General features: G+C 45.8%; 20 protein-coding genes and 1 riboswitch. Of the genes, 16 read left to right on the top strand and 4 right to left on the bottom strand.

Features of this window, described 5'->3' with window-relative positions; genetic code table 11:
• Positions 1–10: 10 nt before the first annotated feature.
• Both MKY48_RS19070 and MKY48_RS19065 read right to left on the bottom strand, forming a co-directional pair.
• Positions 11–424, bottom strand: a complete 414-nt coding sequence (locus MKY48_RS19070; protein WP_339265493.1) for a hypothetical protein — start codon at positions 422–424, stop codon at positions 11–13.
• Between the two features lie 249 nt (positions 425–673).
• On the bottom strand, positions 674–1,954 hold the full coding sequence (locus MKY48_RS19065; RefSeq protein ID WP_339265491.1) for an XRE family transcriptional regulator: 1,281 nt from the start codon (positions 1,952–1,954) through the stop codon (positions 674–676).
• 239 nt (positions 1,955–2,193) lie between these two features.
• Between MKY48_RS19065 and MKY48_RS19060 the strand changes: the two genes are divergently transcribed.
• Both MKY48_RS19060 and MKY48_RS19055 read left to right on the top strand, forming a co-directional pair.
• A complete protein-coding gene (locus MKY48_RS19060; RefSeq protein WP_339290364.1) occupies positions 2,194–3,654 on the top strand; it encodes a serine hydrolase in 1,461 nt (486 codons plus the stop codon).
• A gap of 219 nt (positions 3,655–3,873) precedes the next feature.
• Positions 3,874–4,149 (top strand): CD3324 family protein, encoded by a 276-nt coding sequence (locus tag MKY48_RS19055; RefSeq protein ID WP_076321710.1) that lies wholly within the window; start codon positions 3,874–3,876, stop codon positions 4,147–4,149.
• A gap of 103 nt (positions 4,150–4,252) precedes the next feature.
• Here the strand turns inward: MKY48_RS19055 and MKY48_RS19050 are convergent, their stop codons facing one another.
• Entirely contained in the window at positions 4,253–5,221 is a 969-nt protein-coding gene (locus MKY48_RS19050; protein WP_339265487.1) for an S-layer homology domain-containing protein, read from the bottom strand.
• Positions 5,222–5,399: 178 nt separating this feature from the next.
• On the opposite strand from MKY48_RS19050, the gene MKY48_RS19045 reads away from it, so the two are divergent.
• From MKY48_RS19045 to MKY48_RS19005, 9 genes are all read left to right on the top strand, one after another.
• On the top strand, positions 5,400–6,272 hold the full coding sequence (locus tag MKY48_RS19045; RefSeq protein ID WP_339265485.1) for an aminoglycoside phosphotransferase family protein: 873 nt from the start codon (positions 5,400–5,402) through the stop codon (positions 6,270–6,272).
• Between the two features lie 54 nt (positions 6,273–6,326).
• Positions 6,327–6,839: a GNAT family N-acetyltransferase gene (locus MKY48_RS19040; protein WP_339265483.1), complete on the top strand. Its 513-nt coding sequence runs from the start codon at positions 6,327–6,329 to the stop codon at positions 6,837–6,839.
• A 32-nt stretch (positions 6,840–6,871) separates the two neighbouring features.
• Complete coding sequence (locus MKY48_RS19035; RefSeq protein WP_215163912.1) at positions 6,872–7,021, top strand: hypothetical protein; 150 nt, start codon at positions 6,872–6,874, stop codon at positions 7,019–7,021.
• Between the two features lie 143 nt (positions 7,022–7,164).
• Positions 7,165–7,539: a VOC family protein gene (locus MKY48_RS19030; protein ID WP_339265477.1), complete on the top strand. Its 375-nt coding sequence runs from the start codon at positions 7,165–7,167 to the stop codon at positions 7,537–7,539.
• Positions 7,540–7,572: 33 nt separating this feature from the next.
• Positions 7,573–7,842 carry a histidine phosphatase family protein gene (locus tag MKY48_RS19025; protein WP_256720460.1) on the top strand — a complete coding sequence of 90 codons (270 nt, stop codon included), beginning with the start codon at positions 7,573–7,575 and terminating at the stop codon, positions 7,840–7,842.
• 38 nt (positions 7,843–7,880) lie between these two features.
• The gene (locus MKY48_RS19020) at positions 7,881–8,024 is read left to right on the top strand and encodes a hypothetical protein (RefSeq protein ID WP_339265475.1); all 144 of its coding nucleotides are present in this window, start codon (positions 7,881–7,883) and stop codon (positions 8,022–8,024) included.
• 180 nt (positions 8,025–8,204) lie between these two features.
• The gene (locus tag MKY48_RS19015) at positions 8,205–10,421 is read left to right on the top strand and encodes a stalk domain-containing protein (RefSeq protein WP_339265473.1); all 2,217 of its coding nucleotides are present in this window, start codon (positions 8,205–8,207) and stop codon (positions 10,419–10,421) included.
• Positions 10,422–10,650: 229 nt separating this feature from the next.
• The gene (gene catA, locus MKY48_RS19010) at positions 10,651–11,301 is read left to right on the top strand and encodes a type A chloramphenicol O-acetyltransferase (protein WP_339265471.1); all 651 of its coding nucleotides are present in this window, start codon (positions 10,651–10,653) and stop codon (positions 11,299–11,301) included.
• A 227-nt stretch (positions 11,302–11,528) separates the two neighbouring features.
• The gene (locus MKY48_RS19005) at positions 11,529–11,858 is read left to right on the top strand and encodes a four-helix bundle copper-binding protein (protein WP_339265469.1); all 330 of its coding nucleotides are present in this window, start codon (positions 11,529–11,531) and stop codon (positions 11,856–11,858) included.
• Between the two features lie 1,911 nt (positions 11,859–13,769).
• Here the strand turns inward: MKY48_RS19005 and MKY48_RS19000 are convergent.
• Positions 13,770–14,975: an MFS transporter gene (locus MKY48_RS19000; RefSeq protein WP_339265467.1), complete on the bottom strand. Its 1,206-nt coding sequence runs from the start codon at positions 14,973–14,975 to the stop codon at positions 13,770–13,772.
• Between the two features lie 131 nt (positions 14,976–15,106).
• Between MKY48_RS19000 and MKY48_RS18995 the strand changes: the two genes are divergently transcribed.
• From MKY48_RS18995 to MKY48_RS18975, 5 genes are all read left to right on the top strand, one after another.
• On the top strand, positions 15,107–16,345 hold the full coding sequence (locus tag MKY48_RS18995) for an aminotransferase class I/II-fold pyridoxal phosphate-dependent enzyme (RefSeq protein ID WP_339290358.1): 1,239 nt from the start codon (positions 15,107–15,109) through the stop codon (positions 16,343–16,345).
• On the top strand, positions 16,345–16,785 hold the full coding sequence (locus MKY48_RS18990; RefSeq protein ID WP_339265463.1) for a hypothetical protein: 441 nt from the start codon (positions 16,345–16,347) through the stop codon (positions 16,783–16,785). Before MKY48_RS18995 ends, MKY48_RS18990 begins: the two co-directional genes overlap by 1 nt.
• A gap of 60 nt (positions 16,786–16,845) precedes the next feature.
• Positions 16,846–17,667: a helix-turn-helix transcriptional regulator gene (locus MKY48_RS18985; RefSeq protein ID WP_339265461.1), complete on the top strand. Its 822-nt coding sequence runs from the start codon at positions 16,846–16,848 to the stop codon at positions 17,665–17,667.
• Between the two features lie 117 nt (positions 17,668–17,784).
• Entirely contained in the window at positions 17,785–18,210 is a 426-nt protein-coding gene (locus tag MKY48_RS18980; protein WP_339265460.1) for a VOC family protein, read from the top strand.
• Positions 18,211–18,243: 33 nt separating this feature from the next.
• Positions 18,244–18,343: riboswitch (purine riboswitch) on the top strand.
• A 67-nt stretch (positions 18,344–18,410) separates the two neighbouring features.
• Positions 18,411–19,574, top strand: coding sequence for an MFS transporter (locus MKY48_RS18975; RefSeq protein ID WP_339265459.1), 1,164 nt, complete (start codon positions 18,411–18,413; stop codon positions 19,572–19,574).
• Positions 19,575–19,627: the final 53 nt, after the last annotated feature.

Here is a 19,627-nt window from a genome sequence, read left to right as displayed (position 1 = left end):
TTGCCTATATTTATCCAATCGGTCCCATATAGACAAGCTCTGACGAATTGGCCGGATGCTGGGCAAGACCAATGATATCACCGGCTCTAGGAATTTGTAGTTTCGATACGAGGGTCTCCAGCGTTTTGGTATATTGGCTCCCATCGTTCTCGGTTACATCCAATTCCAGGATGACAACCGGGTCGAAATTGATCAGCTTTCCGGTATCCCGTACGGTTCGTACTTTAGCGGTGGCCGTTAATGCCAGGGCTCCGGTCGCTGCCATCTGCGCTTGCTTCGCCTGCTCCAAACTTTGATTGATGGCATTGCGATGCTCTTTCGGAACAAAACCTTTCATCATCATGCCGGTTAAACCTTTGTTCATCATTTTATCTGCTTTTTCCAGCGCGTCCTCCGGACTTTTCTTTTTTCCAAACCATCCCATAAGCTTAGCACCTCACTAGTAGAATTATTTATAATTCCATGTTACCCGTGGGGGTCTGAGGAGACAATGGTTTGGCAAGGATACAAAACTTCCGGCATTAGGAGTAACTCAACACGATACTTCTGCACAAACTTTTGCCGTATTCAAAGGTTTGTGCACTCTTTATCCTGTCGTACAGCGATTAAAATGAAGGGAACAACAAAAGTTTTGCGGGTGGAACATGCTTTTGTAACCTTTTAAGCTCATGAATTATTTACTTCGAAGCAGATAGACCAGCTTTTTGTAGTAAGATGCTGACTCTTTGTATTTCCTTAATTCCTCCGATACCGCGGCCAATGCTTCATATAAGGATTCAAGTCGCAATGTAAGATGATTGGATTCGTAGTATGGTAGACAAGACAGGGCATGCCCCATAAATTCATCATGATGACCGTGTGCCAAGGCTAGCTGACATTGGTAGTAGGCAACCGACATCTCTTGATCCGTTGTAAGCTCTATCGCTTTCAGCTCCTGAATATACTGGGTTAAAAGCCCCCATTGCTTTTGTGCTAAGGTCAATTCACACCGGTAAATCAATAGGACTGGACGGAATTGCTGCCGTACTTCCGCCACTTCCCGCGCGAGTAGTCCTTCGAAACGGTTGATTTCTTCTTCCGCTTTTTCATGATCTCCCTGCATCGTCAGCATGATAATCCGATTGTTCAGGATGGTTGACACCATGTTCCCCTGGTTTACCGCATAGACCAAATGGGCTTCTGCCATAGAGAGGGTAACCAGCGCCTCCTGATACAGTCCCATGGAATAACAGTAGCCGCTGTACGCGATGTACAGATCGGATAAGCGGTGAAACAAGCGGTCTTCATAAACCTGTCTCATCGTTCCTTCAAACACCTGCTTGGCCTGGTCATATTGCTTCAAAAATATACAGGCCTCCATTTTGAAGTTTTGAGTGGTCAGCCATAAATCGGTGCCGATCTGAACATGTTCGCTTAACCGGTTCACTTGGCTTAAAGCCTCATGATAGCGGTTCTTGGATCGATAGAACTGGATTTTATAGAACAGCATCGCTTTTTTCGCGGGCAGCGGGAGTTCTGCGTCATCGGGACGGCCGTATTTTTCCAGATAAAAATTGAGGTAATTCTGGTGCAGATATTCATGGGACACCGCATCGTTCACTTGTTGATAATAGACCGCCTTCATTAAGGCCGTTGTGAGTTCTACCGTAAGACTGTCATGTCGATCCGGAAGATCGTATATGCGCTCCTCTGTGATGTGAGAGACCGATTGGGATAATTCTTCAAAGATGCGTTCCGCGGTCTCGAGTGTATCCTTATCGGAATTAGCTGCATTGACTAAGTAGGAGGGGGTCACTTGCAAACGCTGTGCCAGATGCTCGGCAAGGTCCTCGGCCAGTGGATAACGCTCGGCAAGGATGTTCGCAAAATGGGTGGTTGTCACTAATCCCTCTACCAGCTCTTTGCGAGCTATTCCTTTTTTCTTGCACAAGAAATCAATGCGCTCTTTTAACACGAAAGGAGACTCCTTCTATAACTGGATTTTGGGAAAAGTATACCATGCCGAGCGAGTCCAATCCGGACTGATGGTTAAAAGGGGAACAAGGACCTAGTCACTTGAGAGTGGTGTGTCGGTTAGCAAGGAAATGTGTCTTGGGGTGTCGAATGATGTATGATGCATAGGTTGTGGACCCATATATTTTGTTTCATAAATTGTATAGTTGAAGGAAAGGAGATCATATGGGAGAGATTTTAATGACAATGGAATCGTTAAAGGGCATCCATACATATATCGAGGAGCAGATGAAGGCATGGAAGGTTCCGGGGTTGTCCGTTGCGGTGGTCAAGGATCAGGAGATCGTCATGACGGAGGGTTACGGGTATCGAAATATCGCCCAAAGCCTGCCTGTGACAAGTGAGACGCTGTTCGCGATCGGTTCGTCCACCAAAGCTTTTACTGCACTGGCAGCCGCAATTTTGGCGGATGAAAAAATCTTGGATTTGGATACACCTGTGAAGGAGTATCTTCCTGATTTCAAAATGTTTGATGCTTTTGCAACGGAGCGGATTACGCTGAGGGATATGTTATGCCATCGTTCAGGCTTACCGCGGCATGAGCTCATGTGGTATAACGCATCACTGACTAGAGAAGAAATCATAGAACGACTACAGTACTTGGAACCAAATGTAGATTTCAGGACGAAATGGCAGTATCAAAATATCATGTATATGGTGGCGGGATATGTTATCGGGCATGTGAGTCAATCATCTTGGGAAGACGTTGTTCAGAAGCGGATATTCGAGCCGCTGAACATGGCATCCAGTCAATTCTCTGTAGACAAGACGCAGCTCCAACATGATTATGCGATTCCCTATATGCAAATTGAAGATCAGGCTCAAATCATTCCGTTTCGAAATATAGATACCATTGGCCCGGCGGGATCGATCAATTCCAATATCAAAGATATGGCGAATTGGGTAAGGTTTCAAATGAATCATGGAATGCACAACGGGAAGCGCCTCATTTCTAGCGAAGTGCTGGATACGCTGCACACGCCCCATATGGTTTGCGAGATGACCGAGGTCAATGAAAATAATACAAATATGGGCAGCTACGGTCTCGGTTGGCTGATCGAACCTTATCGAGGCTTACGGATGGTGAGTCACGGAGGCAATATTGACGGCTTCACCGCACATGTTGCCTTTATTCCTACGGAGAAGATTGGCGTCGTGGTGTTGTCGAATCTCAATGGTACTCCGCTTCCTGTATTTATAGCCAATTACATTTTCGATTCTTTGCTCGGTGGCGAGGTCAAGGACTGGAGTGGGCAAGCGTTGGGACAAAAGAAGGAAGCAACCGTTGCGAACGAGCCGGCCACAAACCGTGAGGCAACTTCAGGTGCGAAAGAACCCATTGTTCCATTGTCCAGTTCCTTATTAGATTTAACAGGGACGTATGTTCATGCAGCGTATGGAGAAATGATGGTTGAACATACAGATGGAGAGCTTCGGGCAGGATTCAATTCAATGCTGTTCCCCCTCACACATCAAAATGCGAATCAGTTTGAACTCCATGTTACGGAGTTTGATATTAAAACCAAAGCGACTTTTCTTACGGACTCGAACGGGAATGTGGATCGCTTATCCGTTATTTTGTTATTCGAGCCTGGTGCAAAGGAAATTGAATTTGTTAGAATAGAGAGTAGAAGCGAGTGAACTTTGAATCATCCAAATTTGGCGAGGTGAAAATCATGATGGCTCACATTAGAAGCACAACCGTTCAAGTCGTTAAATCAGGCTCCGGGCAAAGCAGCACGGAAATATCGAGCAGAGAATTTGTTCGGAGCCTTCTTCAACATTAATTAGAGCTGCAATATTTCATGTGTCGGCTTTGCTCACTATTTACAAGATTCTATGTAGATAGGAGCAGGGAGAATGAAATACGAGAAAGCACTAGATATTTTGCCTGAACACATAGTCAAAACCATTCAACAATATATTGATGGAAGTTATATTTATATTCCGAGAAAGTCGGAGAATCGGAAGTCCTGGGGAGAGCAAACCGGGGTAAAGAAGGATCTGGATATTCGGAATCAGAACATTTTCAAATGTTATATGCATGGCGACTCCATCCGTACATTGTCAGAACGATATTATTTAACAGAGCAATCGATCCGTAGAATTATTCGGGCAGAACGAATGAAAGAATAGGCGAGATCATAGCTCATTTTAGTAAGACTGTTATATAGCATTAGTTATCAGAAGGAAAAAGCGGCTAGGACACTTGTCCTGGCCGCTTTTAAATTAAGAAAAGTTACTTATCGGAAATTTGGAACGAACTTTTGATATTTTGTACGTCCAAAAACATGCCTTGATACTCGTTCTTGGCGTTATCATTCGATGGATCGTATTGGACATCAGTAGGTGTGTGGAATACATACACCTGATTGCCTCGTTCCCCGAGCTGTACAGCTGGTATTTGTCCCTTGATTTCTTCCTCCTGCTTAGCCCAGTCATTCTTGGACCAGACGGAGATGGTGAACAGCGTGCCTTGAGTCATTGTATTGACGAAGTTCAGATGATGGCTGTTCCAGATGGATTGATCACGGACTTCATAGCGCGTGTCCCAGCTCTTGGGAATCTCGAGTCGAAAGTGATAGGTGCTGTTTGTATACTCGTGGAATAAATCAGCATGAGAGTATAACTCCAAGCTTGATGATACGTTATGGAGCTTATTGTATTTCATGGAGAACCTCTCGATTAGGGTCACGGCCTCAGCACGTGTGATTTCTTGATTTGCTTGATAGCCCTCGATGTTTTTTCCTGATATCCCTTGTGCAAGGCCCAAGTCAAGCATGTATTGGATAGAATCCTTTAGATCGTAATTTTTGCCGGTGGCGTTCGCCAACAACTGAGCTGCCAATCCGCGCGTAAGCTTCTTCTTCGGTGACGCAGCCTTCCAGCCTAAGTTCCGGGCATACGTGATATAGGGTTCTTCCCATGGTGTCGTTGAGGAGTCGTCAGGGATAACCTTCGGGTAGGCAGCTCGAATGAGCATCGTCAAAAATTCGCTTTGTGTCACGGTCCGTTTCGGCTTGAATGTTCCATCCGGATACCCGTCAACCACGTCTTGCTCCACGGCCCATTGAATGTGAGAGTAACCCCAATGATTCAATGGTACATCCTTGAACGGAGTCTCATCTGCAAGCGCAACTCCACTATGCGTCCCTATGTAACAGATCGTAAGCAGAGTTACAGCCAGCACTTTCCCTAAATTTTTCATTTCCGGATTCTCTCCTCATCGCGACAGATTTCTTACGTGGAATATAATGTCATCTTTGGGCTTGTCATGCAAGAGTAATTCCAACGAAATTGCAAAATTGCTCTGTAATGATTTACCAAGTTAAGGAAAAGCATTAAAATAGAGGTTAATGACATTCGCAAGTAGAAGGAGTTTATACATGAATCCATCATATACCCAGCGCATACAAGAAGTTTATCCACATTTACATATTCAAGATGTTGAGATTGACAGCATCGGTCAGAACAACGATGTGTTGATTGTGAATCAAACGCTTGTCTTCAGATTTCCTAAGTACGCAGCAAGTCTCAAAGCCATGATCAGAGAAACACAGTTATTGAATGGGATTAAGACCAAGGTAACGCTGCCTATACCGAATCCGATGTATGTTTCATTTGACGATATGCAGGTGGGCAAAATGTTCATGGGCTATCCGTTAATCGAAGGTCAACCGTTATGGACAGAAGATCTGCTTCCACACCGGAATTCGAACATCGAGGATAGGGTAGCGGAACAGTTGGTCGAATTTCTCGTTCAACTTCATGCTGTGGAGATCAATGAATGGATTGCTGACGATACGAATATCGTAAATGTCCACGAAGAGATGTCCGGATTGTACACTCAAATTCAAGACCATTTGTTTCGTTATATCAGGCCTGATGCACAAGAGGAAATCTCAAGCAACTTCACCAGGTTTCTGAACAACCCTGCGAATCATGACATTCGTCCAACCTGCATTCATGGTGATTTTGGCACGTCCAACATCCTCTGGAGTCCGGAGAAAGGCCGAATTACGGGTATTATAGATTTTGGAGGCTCTGGGATTGGAGATCCGGCTTATGATCTAGCGGGAATTCTGTCGGGGTACGGTCAAGAGTTCTTCGAAAAGTGCATCGCCATGTATCCGAATGGAGACCGAATTGCGGAGCGTGTACATTTTTATAGAAGCACATTTGCCTTGCAAGAGGCGCTGCATGGAGTCATTCATCAAGACGCTGAGGCGTTTGAGGCAGGCATGCGAGATTTTAGATGAGACAATATCAGGGTTGAATCCTACCATTAAAATACATAACAGCGAGGTAAACCAATGGACGTTACATTAAAGGTGTTAGATAACACGGAGCTGAAAAGCATCTGGAAAGAAGCGTTTCAACAGCAAAATATAAATCGCCCGGATGAGTATTATGATTATTGCGAATATGAGAACCAAATCGGCAAGCGTGTCACCTTGTTGGCTTTTGTTCATGAGGAGCTGACTGGTGTTTCCCACTTGAAATACGAATCGAGTTATCCATATTTTCGAGATCAGAATATTCCGGAAATCAATGATCTGAATGTGTTCCCAGCGTACCAGAGAAACGGCATAGCTAACAGCATCCTAGAAGAATTCGAGAACATCGTCCGCCAAAAAATGCCGCGTATCGGTATCGGCGTGGGATTGTACAGAGACTATGGTGCGGCACAAAGAATCTATGTCCGTCGCGGTTATATTCCTGATGGCAACGGGATTATGTACAGCAATGAACCTGTGGTGCCCGGTGACATGGTATGTGCGGATGACGATTTGAATCTGTATCTGATTAAAGAGCTGGTTAAATAAAGCATTAAAGCAGGTTCAGAAAGGAGCGGGCTATGATCATCGGCGTTCTTATCGTGGTGCTTATCATTGAACTCATTGTGATTGAGGTCAGACTCAAAAAGAAGTTGGATAATGACGAGAGAATCATTGAGAGACTCGATCTCATGATCAAAGATATACGTGAATTAAAGAATAAACCGTAGAGTTACGATCTAGAGGAGTATGAAAAGATGGGCAATGTGGATAAATGCAATCAACTGAGCCCAACTAATTGGCTAATGTGACCGGGAATTTTAAGCGTGGAAATGAGAAGGATCATAAATAAGCTCGAACAGGAGATCGAACGATGAATAAAGGGTTTTCCCATTGCTTGCAAATTTTCCCGACGTCTAACTTCGAGAAAACCAGCGAGTTTTATGAGCGAATCGGGTTCCGTGCTGTGAACTATTTTAATGCAGCAGAACCGCATGTGTGCCTATACAAGGACTCTGTTGAGATTGTATTAACGAAGACGGAAATTGAGGTTGTTCCGAATCGAATCCGTTACGGATATGGGTATGATGCTTATTTTATTACTTATGGACAACGGGAAATCCAGCAAAAGCTTATCGATTTGGACGTGAAGATTGTCAGAGCCTTGTCGACGACGGATTATAACAATCATGAGTTTGTATTTGAGGATGTGGACGGGCGCTGGATTGCGGTTGGTAATAAGCTATAGAGCCGTAAGCGTGAAAAAAAGGGGGGATAAGACATGGTTGAGATTCTGGTCGTCAGGCATGGACAATCGGAAGCGGATATTTTGAATCGGTGTGAAGGACGGGCTGACTATGCACTAACGGATCTTGGCCAGCAGCAGGCGCGGCTCCTAGCGGAGTGGATTCATCGTGAATACACCGTGGATGCCATTTTCTCCAGCACGTTAAACCGGGCCAAGCAGACCGCGGCAGCAATAGCTGAAACGACAAAAGTCCCCGTTACCTATGACGATGATTTAATGGAGCAAAATAATGGCCTGACTTGAAAAGAGTATGCATTGTCTCCCATGGCGGGATGATCTCGATGTTATTCCGAAGCTTCTTGAATCTTCCTTATCATACGGACATTCATATCCCGACTGGCGACACAGGTGTTCATCTATGGAGATATGATCGGAGCGGGAAAAAGATGATTGCGGCTACGAATTTGCAGGAGCATCTATCGTGAAATAATATATATTTAACTCCCGCTATGGCCATCGTGCTGTTGCGGGAGTTTTCATAGGTTTTACAATGTTCTATATCATCGTAAATATTATTAACAGATCAGAGAAACTTTTTTACCAAAATTTGCGTCTAATAGTATGACCTCAATAAATATCAAAAAAGGATTAGAAGGAGTTATGGAATGAAACTGAAGAAACGATCATTGCTAACCGTATTGGCTGTTGCCCAATTAGCTGCAGCTTATCCGGCGAGCGCGGATGCAAATACCGCAGACAAGCCACAACAGTCAGTCACCCAAGAAGTGTACGAGCAAAATGCTGCGGCAACCAAAGCATTAAAATCCGGGGGTACAGACGCTGCTCAAGAAACAACCGATACTACAGAGACAACCACTCAGACAGAGACAGTGACGGAAGGGTCTCAAGTGCCGAATGAAGAAGGAACAACCGAAGTACCGGTTGAGGAAACTGGCGAAGTGAAAGATCCGGCAACAACTACGGAAGAGCCGGACAACCAGAATAACCAACAAACCGTAACAGGTAAAGAACTTATTCTATATTTTAATAGTACAAAAATGGTACAAGACGGCGTTACCTACAATGCACCACAGCCGATGCAAGTCAAAAAGGGAGTATCCTATGTTCCCATTCGTGCCCTTGTGGACCGTGTAGGCTTCAAGGTCACTTACGATAAGAAGACCAAAGAAACCGTCATTACCAAAGGAACCACTGAGCTTCGCTTCAAAACAGACAGCAGCAAGTATACCGTGAATGGCGTGACGAAAGAGATGAAGGGAACCTCCTACCAGACGAATAGCACCTTCATGGTTCCGCTGACAGCTATAACCCAAGCGCTGGATATTAAATATAAAGCGGATAATGTAGGCAAACGTGTCATCATGAATCTGGAAACCAAGCCCGTAGCCAAGTTTACGGTGGGACCTAAAGAGATTTTTGCAGGAGAAACAACAGTGACTTATACACCGCAGCTGGAGAATGTACAAGGTGAGATCATCGACGAGCGCTGGGAAGGCAAGCAGGATATTTTCGATGCACCAGGCGAATACATAGTCACTTACTCGGTTCAGGATTCTACAGGAGCGTGGAGCGAGCCTTATAGCCAAAAGATTACGGTCATTCAGCCGAATCTACCTCCTGTTGCCATGTTCGAGACCGATAAGTCCGAGTATAAAATGGGTGAGTTGATTACCTATACGAACCTAAGTACTGATGACCAGGACAAGCCTGAGGATCTGACGTACAAGTGGGAGAATAAACAGTATGCTTTCTTCACACCGGGCGTTTATACGATCAAGTTAACGGCCACCGATAAGAAGGGACTTAGTTCCACCTACGAGACGACGATTAACGTGACGAACGAAACGTTATATAAAGAAGAGGATTTCAATATGCTCTTTATCCCGGAAGGGGAGAAATTCACGTTCCTCGGTAATGTGACTTCACGTGCGAAGATCAATTATGATTTTTACGACGAGCCAAGCACCTTGATTCGTAGTAACAGTCCCGAAACCGTCAACACCGAAGGCATTGTGTACCGAGAGACGGCAGTTGGCGATATGCGCTTTATGATTCACCATGTGAACAATTTGAATAAAAATGTGAAAATGTACGTTATTGCAACAAACAAGAACAGCACTCCGGTAACGCTCAGACAAGATTACTTGGGATTTGCAGGCCCGTCGCCGATCGCAACGGCAGCAGGCAAGAAGTCTGTGCTGAACTACTTCCAATCCATGCAGGACGATTCAAAGCGAACTTCAGTAACGCTTGCACCAGGTGAACAGAAGCTGGTCATGACGGAACTGAGCGATGTTAGAATGAAGCAAGGACATGTCATCTCCCTATACTCGGATATGTACAGCGACCTGCCGATTCAGTTCGATGTTGTGATGATTGATGAGAAATCCGATCCATTGAAGGTTCTGAGCACGCTGCCGATCCTGAATCGTGATGGTGTTCACAACCGCGGAACCTATCCGGATTCGACGCGGGTCATCCGTTATTCCGAACTGGTAGGTGCAGATTCCGAACGTCTCGTACTTGGAGACAATCAGGATGACCCTAACCTGGAAGGTATGGACCCTATGGTTGGAGACATTACGCACAACACGGGTAACTTTGGTGTCTTGTATAAAATTACTTTGGATCGCGTAGCGCCGGATACCCTGATCTCGTTTAACCCACGGGGCGGTAAGTACTCGGGATATGCCATGATAAATGGAACGATTGTACCGATCTATTCCCTTGGACAGGTAGCTCCCGGCGAGCAAGCAGTCCTCTACCGTACAGGCGATTACGAACAGAAGGTTGAAATCATGCTGACGGCTGCGCCGGGAAGCAATTTGCCAGTAAACCTGCTGTTTACCCAAATGCCTTAAGTTCTTCATTAAGATTGGATGACATAGAGGCTTTACGACTTAAGCAGCTGCTTGAGGAGTGAAGCCTCTTGCTGTATCATTTATAATAATGAAACTGGGCAGAATCAGTTAAACTCGAAGATGTAACAGAAATCTGCTAATACGGAAACTTTGGAGTGATGGCGTGTGATTAGATCAGTGGATATTCCCTCCTGAAATAGAACGATTTTATTTTAGGAGGGCATAAACGATGAAATTTCATATTATAGATGTTGAACAGTGGACGAGAAAACCTTATTACGAGCATTATCGATCGAATAAATGTACCTTTAGCATTACCGTGGATATCGACATTACTCGCTTGCTGTATTCGTTAAAAGCTAATGGATTCAAGCTTTATCCTGCTTTTATTTATATGGTTACCAGGGTTGTCAATAACCGGGTCGAATTCAAAACGTCCTATAGTCCCGAAGGGGAATTGGGTTACTGGGATCGGATGACGCCAAGCTATACTTTTTTCCATAATGATGACCATACCTTCTCCTGTTTATGGACAGCATGTTCGAATGATTTCTATCGATTTCACGATCATTACGAGCAGGACATGGAGCGTTATCGGGATGCAAAAGGGATTTTCGTTAAAGAGAATCCACCGCTGAACACGTTTCCCATATCCATGATACCCTGGGCAAGCTTTAGCGGATTTAATCTAAACATTGTCAATGAAGCAGACTATCTTCTTCCTATCATAACCGGAGGAAAATATATCGAGCAGGGTGGCCGTATTCTGCTCCCAGTCTCATTGCAGGTGCACCATGCTGTGTGTGATGGTTACCATGCCAGCATGTTCTTTCAAGATTTGCAGAGTTTGGCGGATTCATGTGAAGGCTGGTTAACTTAATTCATCTCCAATTAATGTTCAACTCGACCGTATATTTACGGGTAATGTTCCATTCATGGCAATCATGAAAAATAAGAGACGACTGCTGCGCAGTCGTCTTTTCTATTCACACCAATGATCTCGACTCTATAAAATATCCTCATATTATCTTCACAAGTTTTGGTTAATTACATACAACCTTGACAAAAGGTATCCTATGAACGCTAAGACCGAAAGGAGAATGGATGATGTCACATGAACAAGTTCAACAATGTATCGAGGAATGCTTGCGCTGTATGATAGCCTGTAACCATTGTTACACCGCATGTTTGGATGAACATGATGTGGCGATGATGAAAGAATGCATTCGCTTGGACCGGCAGTGTGCGGATATTTGCGGATTTGCTGCTCAAGCGCTGTCCACGAACAGTATGTATGCCACAGAAATATGCAGGATCTGCGCCGATGTCTGTGAAGCATGTGGCAACGAGTGTAAGAAGCATGATATGAAGCACTGCCAGGAATGTGCTGAAGCATGCTTCCGATGTGCGAAAGTATGCCGGGAGATGGTTGCCTAAGTAAGGCATCCATCGAACAGTAGGACGACGCGGGAAGAACCGCTATATGCGGGAAACGTACTATTTTGGGGTACATGCTGACAGAAGAGGCCCCGCTATATACTGGAATTCGCCCGTTATGGAGAACATGAGGACAGAGGATCCGTTATTTCGCCGAAATCAACCCATTATGGAGTTCATGCGGACACAGAATCCGCTATTGCACCATAATCACGTGTTAATCCCCCAATTATCTCGCAATAGCGGATCTCATGTCCACATATTACTGCGAAATGGGTGATAACAAGGAAATAGTGGAACCAGTGTCCTCAAATATCGAAACTCGATAGACATTAACGATGCCGGGTGGCAAATCATAATGAGGGATTCGGTACACGGTTATCGCTGCTGAACTGAATAAAAATTATACGCAGAAATCGGACAAATTGGGCAGATGCAGACAGAGGATCCGCTATTTCGGCGAATTCAGCTTACTTTGGGGCACATGCGGACAGAAGAGTCCCGTCATATGCTCAAATTCGCCCAATATGGAGGACATGAGGACAGAGGATCCGTTATATCGCCGAAATCAGCCCATTATGGAGTTCATGCGGACACAGGATCCGCTATTGCACCATAATCACGGATTAATCCCCCAGTTATCTCGCAATAGCGGATCTCATGTTCACATATTGCTACGAAAAGCGTAAAACCAAGGAAATAGCGGAACCAGTGTCCTCAAATATCGCAAATCCATGGACATTAACGATGCCGGGTGGCGGATCATAATGAGGGATTCGGTACACGGTTATCGCTGTTGAACTGAATTACAGTTATACGCAGAAATAGGATGAATTAGGTATATTCGGACAGAGGATCCGCTATTTCGGCGAATTCAGCCCATTATGGAGTTCACGCGGACACAGAATCCGCTATTGCACCATAATCACGGGTTAACCCCCCAATTATCTCGCAATAGCGGATCTCATGTCCGCATATTACTGCGAAATGGGTGATAACAAGGAAATAGCGGAACCAGTGTCCTCAAATATCGAAACTCGATAGACATTAACGATGTCGGGTGGCGGATCATAATGTGGGATTCGGTACACGGCTATCGCTGCTGAAATGAATTGCAGTTATACGCAAAAATAGGATAAATTAGGTATATTCGGACAGAGGATCCGCTATTTCGGCGAAATCTTCCTAGTTTGGGGCACGCGGACAGAAGAGTCCCGTCATATGCTCAAATTCGCCCAATATGGAGATCATGCAGACAGAGGATCTGTTATTTTGCGGAATTCAGCCTACTTTGGGGCACATGCGGACAGAAGAGTCCCGTCATATGCTCAAATTCGCCCAATATGGAAATCATGGGGACAGAGGATCTGTTATATTGCGGAAATCGGCTTACTTTGGGGCACATGCAGACAGAGTAATCTCCGCTATATACTGGAATTCTCCCAATATGGAGATCATGAGGACAGAGAATCCGTTATTTTGTCGAAATCAGCCCATTATGGAGTTCATGCGGACACGGGATCCGCTATTGCACCATAATCACGGGTTAATCCCCCAATTATCCCGCAATAACGGATCTCTTGTCCACATATTGCTACGAAAAGCGTAAAACCAATGAAATAGCGGAATCAGTGTCCTCAAATATCGCAAATCCATGGACTTTAACAATGTTGGATGGCGGAATCGTAATAAGGAAATTTGTACACGGCTAATCGGCATATAGTCGACAGTCATTCAAGCATGCCTGATAAACTGAATAACAGTAAAACAAAAAGCTTACGCCGTTACATAACGGGTAAGCTTTTTGAATTTAACGATTAATGAACGCTGATCTGGAATGTTTCCCATCCCGATACGATGGTCTGGTTGTCGACCATAGAAAAGAATGAGAAGGATTGAAAAAAGGGCGTTCTACGAAGCCTTTGCCGATGCCAGAGGCGTTAAACCCATATGCTCTTGATCCAGCTGATGGCAGCGGGAGGTAACGGCAAATGCTCCGATTGCGAACACAACGGCAGCCCAAGGCAGATATTCGAGACCAACGTTATCCACGACAAGGCTGCCCAGTAGAGAACCAACGGCGATGCCCAGATTGGATGCGACCGGCATAAGTGTAGAAGCGAAGTCCTTGGAGCCAGCTGAAGATTCATCCGCTAGGTCAATCAGGTATAATTGAACGGCGGTACTGAGCGCAAAGGAGAAGCAGGCGACCAGCATTAACGACATTAAGGCCATCCACGGGAGTGATAGGGTAAGAGCAAGCGCCATCATAATCATCGCTTGGATGATGAAAATCACTTTCAATTTTACCCTTGAATTTCCTTGCGCTACCTTGGCCCCGAGCCAATTACTAAGAATGGTGAAGGCGCCATAGGCCAGCAGAACGGTACTGATCCATTGCTGCGGAATTCCCATTACATTCTCTAAAAGCGGCGTTATGTACGTGTATACGATAAATACAGAGCCTACGCCAAGGACCGGAATGAAGAAGGCAAGTCGTATCCGCTTGTTCTTGAACAAGGCAAATTGCTGTTTCATGGAGCTTACGCTAATGGTATTGCTCTTGGGCATGACAACCATCATCAAAACTAGCGGGATGATCCCGACCAATGATGTAACAATGAAAGCCGTTTGCCATCCGGCCATCTGGCCGATTTGCGTTCCGACAGGAACGCCAAGGACATTCGCAATCGAGAAACCTCCGATGATCCAGGCAACCGCGCCAGCCCTGCGGGAAGCGCTCATATGCTCGCTTGTTGCGGCAATGGCCAGCGATAAAGTTAATCCGCACAAAATCGCGGTGATGATGCGAATGAATAACATGACGGGGTACGTGGTGGCAAAGATGGTCAAATAATTAAACAATAACACCGCAATATACGCTGTCAGAATGGTAACATGCCGAGGAATACGTCCGAGCAGCGTGACCGCAAACGGCGTTCCGATGGCGTAAGCAATAGCGAAGCTGGATACGAGGACACCGGCTGCAGCAAGCGAAATGCTGAGACTTACACTGATGTCTTTTAATAATCCAACAATGACGTATTCGGTAGTACCAAGTACAAAGGCTGCAAAAGTAAAGGCGATAATAAAGATGGTCTCTCGTGTTCTGGTCATGGTTGTCTCTTCTCCTGAATTCTCTTTTTGTATGCTTCGATCTTACGTTATGAAAGGCTTTTCAAGTCAAGCCTGAGATGAGGATTTTAAAGCGATGCACCTCCAGCTTCATGCTATAATGTAGGGAAAAAGTGGAGTGGGTGGATATCTTGCCGAATCAAACTTCAAAACGCACATGGCGTGCAGACAAACTATCGCAGATTGGTTCTTCCATATTCGCCGAGGTCAGCGAGTGGAAACAAGAGGCTCTTCAAGAGGGAAGAGATATTATCGACTTGAGCATCGGCAGCCCTGACCGTGGTCCTTCTGCGGATATCCGTGAGGTGCTTAGCCAAGAAGCGCTGAAAGAAGATAACTATACATATCCAGGTACTAGAGGAATCGCGGAGTTTCGAGAACAGTCAGCGGCTTGGATGGAATACCGTTTTGGTGTAAATGTCAATCCCGATACCGAAATACTCGCCTTGATGGGATCTCAGGATGGATTATCGCATCTGGCTCAGGCCATATGTAATCCGGGAGATGTGGCCATTGTACCGAATCCGGGTTACCCAATCTATGCCGGAGCGCTTGCGATTGCAGGCGTTAGGCCTTGGTATCTTCCGCTGAAGGAAGAGTTTGGATTTGTTCCGGATCTGGACAGCATTCCGGAGGAGGTTTGGGCGAAAGCGACATTCATTCTGTTGAATTTTCCGGGGAATCCGATTGCGGTCCGGGCAGATTATGCTTTTTTCGAAAAATTGGTCGGGTTGGCAAAACAATGGGACGTACTGATCGTTCATGATCTTGCATATTCCGAAATGGGTTTTGACGGCTATCGCCCCATGAGTATTCTGCAGGTTCCCGGCGCGATCGACATCGCAGTAGAATTTCACTCCTTCTCAAAGAGCTTTAACATGGCAGGCTGTCGCATCGGCTTTCTTGCCGGTCATGAGGAAGCAGTGGGCGCGCTGCGGGAGTACAAAAGCAATATTGATTTTGGTGTATTCAAGCCTGTACAAATTGCGGCTGTCCATGCACTGCGTCAAGCCATGGCATCTGGCCATGAGGAACAGGCTGTCGCCTCACTATATGAGCTTCGGCGTGATGTCCTCGTGGCATCACTCGCCGAAGCAGGATGGGTTGTACCTAAACCTCAGGCCACGATGTTTCTATGGGCCCGGCTCCCTGAAGCTTTTCGTGATGTTCAATGGAGCTCGCGCCGTTTCGCCCGCGAATTACTGCTTGAAACCGGCGTAGCGGTTATTCCTGGAGATGCTTTCGGTTCCGAAGGAGAGGGCTATGTGCGAATCGCGTTGGTCCAGGAAGAGCCAGCTTTGCACGAAGCGGCACATCGTATAGGGAAGTTTATTCGGGGGCTTAAGTCGTAATGAAATGGCTTGGAGTTTCCTTTGTCATGTTCCTGGGGCTGGCGCTGTTCCCACAGAGTGCGGGCGAACACATTCAACATCCTGTATCGTACATAGAGGAAGTTGAGGGCGATACAAGCCATGCTCCATATAAGGTACAATTCATAGACTTAGATAAGTACCGAAGTATCGGTGCATACGAGAATACGTTTACCACCATTCCAGATAATGGAAATAAATTAACCGTTAAGGTTCGTAATAGGAACAGCTCGGGTACAGTGATTCTGAATGTCTACCGAGGAACGGAGGAATTCGGATATATGGATGTCAAAGCCGGCAGGGAGGGCATCCGAACATTTGTCATGAATGATGGGACCGGAGTAACGGGGGATTGGAAGGTTTACACTACGACACGTGACGGTCATGTGATGAACCTTCGGGTTCAAGCAGGGCAGCATTAATCAATGCTGTAATTCAGTTGTTAGTTACTTGAGTCATTCGCTATCCAACGTTAATAAAGGGTGAACACATTGCGGAACTATGTCCCTATACAAGCTCCAACGATAGAGAATCCGTCTCCGGACTCTTCTTACACCTATCACGAATATCTGCCAAGCCCTGCATTAAGTCCTTATGTGGCCTGTTATTGGACCTTGGATTATACAGCTTCGCCACTTCAGCAGCCGCTTCATCGCATTCTTCCTGACGGTTGCGTCGATATTATATTTAATCTGAAGGTACGGGATGCTTCAACCTCCGGCTTTATTACCGGACTGATGTCATCTTATGAAGCCATGAGATTGACGCAGGATCAGGCATTGTTCGGTGTCCGCTTTTTTGCGGAGTCCGTCCGCCCATTCATACATTATCCAGCTTCCGATTTCCGTGAGGGTCCTGTGTTCTTAGAGGAAGCATGGGGGCTGGATGTGAATCAGTTGAACGAGGAAATGGTCACAGCACTGGATTCCGCCAACCGAATGGATGTGGTTGAAAGGTTTTTAATGGGCGTCTTAGGACAGAATAACGTCCGTTCCGAGCCGCTGCTGGAGCATGGCATGCAGTATTTGTACGCCGCCAAAGGGAGAATAACGGTTCGTGCCTTGGCTGATAAACTTAATTATAGCGAGAGAACCATAAGAAGAGCATTTCAGAAGGAACTCGGCGTCAGTCCGAAGGAAATGTCGGAGATCATTCGTTTTCAAAATTTGCTGCTGGAGTTGCATCAGGCCAAGCCGATCCGATTTCCTGATATTGCTGCCCAATACGGCTACTATGATCAGCCTCATTTTATTAACAACTTCAGGCGTTTATATGGCATGTCACCCGTACAGGCTTTGAAGTGATCAATGATGGAATTGTTGATGTGTAGAAGCACGTTGTCCGTTTTTTACAATCATTCAATAGAGTCATCGACGAAAATAAGTATGAGGTAACGATGATGCATAGGAGGTAATGCCATAATGAAAGCACGTATATCCGTACTTACAATCGGCGTCGATGACCTGGAGCGGTCATTGAAGTTTTACCGCGATGGACTCGGACTCCCGACCGAAGGGATCATTGGGACGGAATTTGAGCATGGGGCTGTAGCATTCTTTGAATTGCAAGCGGGCGTGAAGCTGGCGATATGGAATCGCAAAGATCTGTCAGTTGAGGCGAATGTTCCTCTGTCCCCTCCGAGTTCCTCAGAGTTTACCATCGGTCACAACGTCGGCAGTAAGGAAGAAGTGGATGAGGTGATGGAGCAAGCCAGAAGGGCGGGTGCAACGGTAACCGTGTCAGCACAAGACACATTCTGGGGGGGCTACTCCGGCCATTTTCTCGATCCGGATGGACATTTGTGGGAGATTTGCTGGAATCCTGCTTGGGAGCTTGATATTTCGTAACGGATGTGATAAATTAAACAACGATTGTTTTGCGACTGAATAAAATATTTTGAATGTATAACCTCATTAATATGGTCTGAGGGTCTCTACCAGGAACCGTAAAATCCTGATTACAGAAAATGTTTCTCATTTTTTGTAATCAGGATTTTTTTGTTGATTATAGGCAAATACGACATCGAAGAAGGGGGATTCTATTCCAGATGAATCTGAAAGTATTAATTCTAGCGATTTCGACGATATCCGTCGGGTTGGTTGAACTTATTGTTGGCGGAATATTGCCGCTCATCGCGGATGACTTGCATATCTCACTCGGCACGGCTGGGCAGCTGATTACCGTGTTCGCCCTAGTTTATGCGGTAGCAGGACCGGTTCTCCTTGCGCTTACGGCAAGAGTGGAGCGGAAACGGCTTTATATGTTTTCCTTATTTGTTTTTTTTATTGGTAACTTGCTGGCTTATGTAAGCCCGAATTTTACGATGCTATTGGCTGCTAGAATATTAACTGCCATGAGCACAGCGCTGATTATCGTGTTATCGTTGACCATTACCGCCAAGGTGGTTGAACCTGAACATCGGGCGAAAGCATTAGGCGTTATTTATATGGGAATCAGCTCATCGTTGGTGCTTGGCGTGCCGCTCGGTATTTTGATTAGTGAAGCTTTTGGATGGAGGGTACTGTTTCTCGGTATCGGCATTCTGTCGATTGGCTCCATGATCTTGATTTATATGTTTCTGGATCGGATCAAGCCTGAAAATGTCACGCCGTTATCCGTTCAGATCAAGGCGCTCGGCAAATCGAAAATCGCCGGAGCGCATCTCGCTACCTTATTCATGCTTGCAGGGCACTACACGATTTATGCATACTTCACGCCGTTTCTTGAATCCGAACTTGGGCTGAGTCCATACTGGATCAGCATCTGTTACTTCCTGTTCGGACTATCCGCAGTCGGCGGTGGGGCCTTTGGAGGCGCACTCGCCGACCGGCTGGGGTCGCATAAGAGCATTGTAATCATCATTACATCATTCATGTTGGTGCTGTTCCTATTGCCGTTCTCCACATTCTCGATCGGCGTATTTTTGGTCGTGATGATGATATGGGGTGCATTAAGCTGGAGTCTGGCCCCTCCGCTGCAGAATTACTTGATTCAAGTGGATCCGGGCTCGTCCGATATCCAGCAGAGTTTCAACAATTCCGCGCTGCAGATCGGAATTGCCCTGGGATCCGCTATCGGCGGCCTTGTGTTAGAGCAGGGAGGTACCGTATCCAGTACGTCTTGGGTAGGCGGAGGAATTGTCATGGTGTCGCTAATCTGCGCCGTTTATTCCTTAACGAGACCTGCGCTTGCATTGAAGACAAGCAAATAGTCCATTATTGCTCATTATCAAAAGACAGCTGCGATGACGCAGCTGTCTTTTTT

The organism is Paenibacillus sp. FSL W8-0187, from assembly GCF_037969755.1.
Lineage (GTDB): Bacteria > Bacillota > Bacilli > Paenibacillales > Paenibacillaceae > Paenibacillus_AQ.
This window is presented reverse-complemented; position numbering and strand designations above follow the sequence as displayed.

Bases quoted from the DNA above. Each gene is read 5' to 3' on its own strand.
- MKY48_RS18990 (WP_339265463.1), top strand. From the start codon at position 16,345: ATGAAATGGCTTGGAGTTTCCTTTGTCATGTTCCTGGGGCTGGCGCTG.
- MKY48_RS18975 (WP_339265459.1), top strand. From the start codon at position 18,411: ATGAATCTGAAAGTATTAATTCTAGCGATTTCGACGATATCCGTCGGG.
- MKY48_RS19035 (WP_215163912.1), top strand. From the start codon at position 6,872: ATGATCATCGGCGTTCTTATCGTGGTGCTTATCATTGAACTCATTGTG.
- MKY48_RS19045 (WP_339265485.1), top strand. From the start codon at position 5,400: ATGAATCCATCATATACCCAGCGCATACAAGAAGTTTATCCACATTTA.
- MKY48_RS19060 (WP_339290364.1), top strand. From the start codon at position 2,194: ATGACAATGGAATCGTTAAAGGGCATCCATACATATATCGAGGAGCAG.
- MKY48_RS19020 (WP_339265475.1), top strand. From the start codon at position 7,881: ATGTTATTCCGAAGCTTCTTGAATCTTCCTTATCATACGGACATTCAT.
- MKY48_RS19055 (WP_076321710.1), top strand. From the start codon at position 3,874: ATGAAATACGAGAAAGCACTAGATATTTTGCCTGAACACATAGTCAAA.
- MKY48_RS19030 (WP_339265477.1), top strand. From the start codon at position 7,165: ATGAATAAAGGGTTTTCCCATTGCTTGCAAATTTTCCCGACGTCTAAC.
- MKY48_RS19000 (WP_339265467.1), bottom strand. From the start codon at position 14,975: ATGACCAGAACACGAGAGACCATCTTTATTATCGCCTTTACTTTTGCA.
- catA (WP_339265471.1), top strand. From the start codon at position 10,651: ATGAAATTTCATATTATAGATGTTGAACAGTGGACGAGAAAACCTTAT.
- MKY48_RS19040 (WP_339265483.1), top strand. From the start codon at position 6,327: ATGGACGTTACATTAAAGGTGTTAGATAACACGGAGCTGAAAAGCATC.
- MKY48_RS19070 (WP_339265493.1), bottom strand. From the start codon at position 424: ATGGGATGGTTTGGAAAAAAGAAAAGTCCGGAGGACGCGCTGGAAAAA.
- MKY48_RS19015 (WP_339265473.1), top strand. From the start codon at position 8,205: ATGAAACTGAAGAAACGATCATTGCTAACCGTATTGGCTGTTGCCCAA.
- MKY48_RS19005 (WP_339265469.1), top strand. From the start codon at position 11,529: ATGTCACATGAACAAGTTCAACAATGTATCGAGGAATGCTTGCGCTGT.
- MKY48_RS18980 (WP_339265460.1), top strand. From the start codon at position 17,785: ATGAAAGCACGTATATCCGTACTTACAATCGGCGTCGATGACCTGGAG.
- MKY48_RS19025 (WP_256720460.1), top strand. From the start codon at position 7,573: ATGGTTGAGATTCTGGTCGTCAGGCATGGACAATCGGAAGCGGATATT.
- MKY48_RS19050 (WP_339265487.1), bottom strand. From the start codon at position 5,221: ATGAAAAATTTAGGGAAAGTGCTGGCTGTAACTCTGCTTACGATCTGT.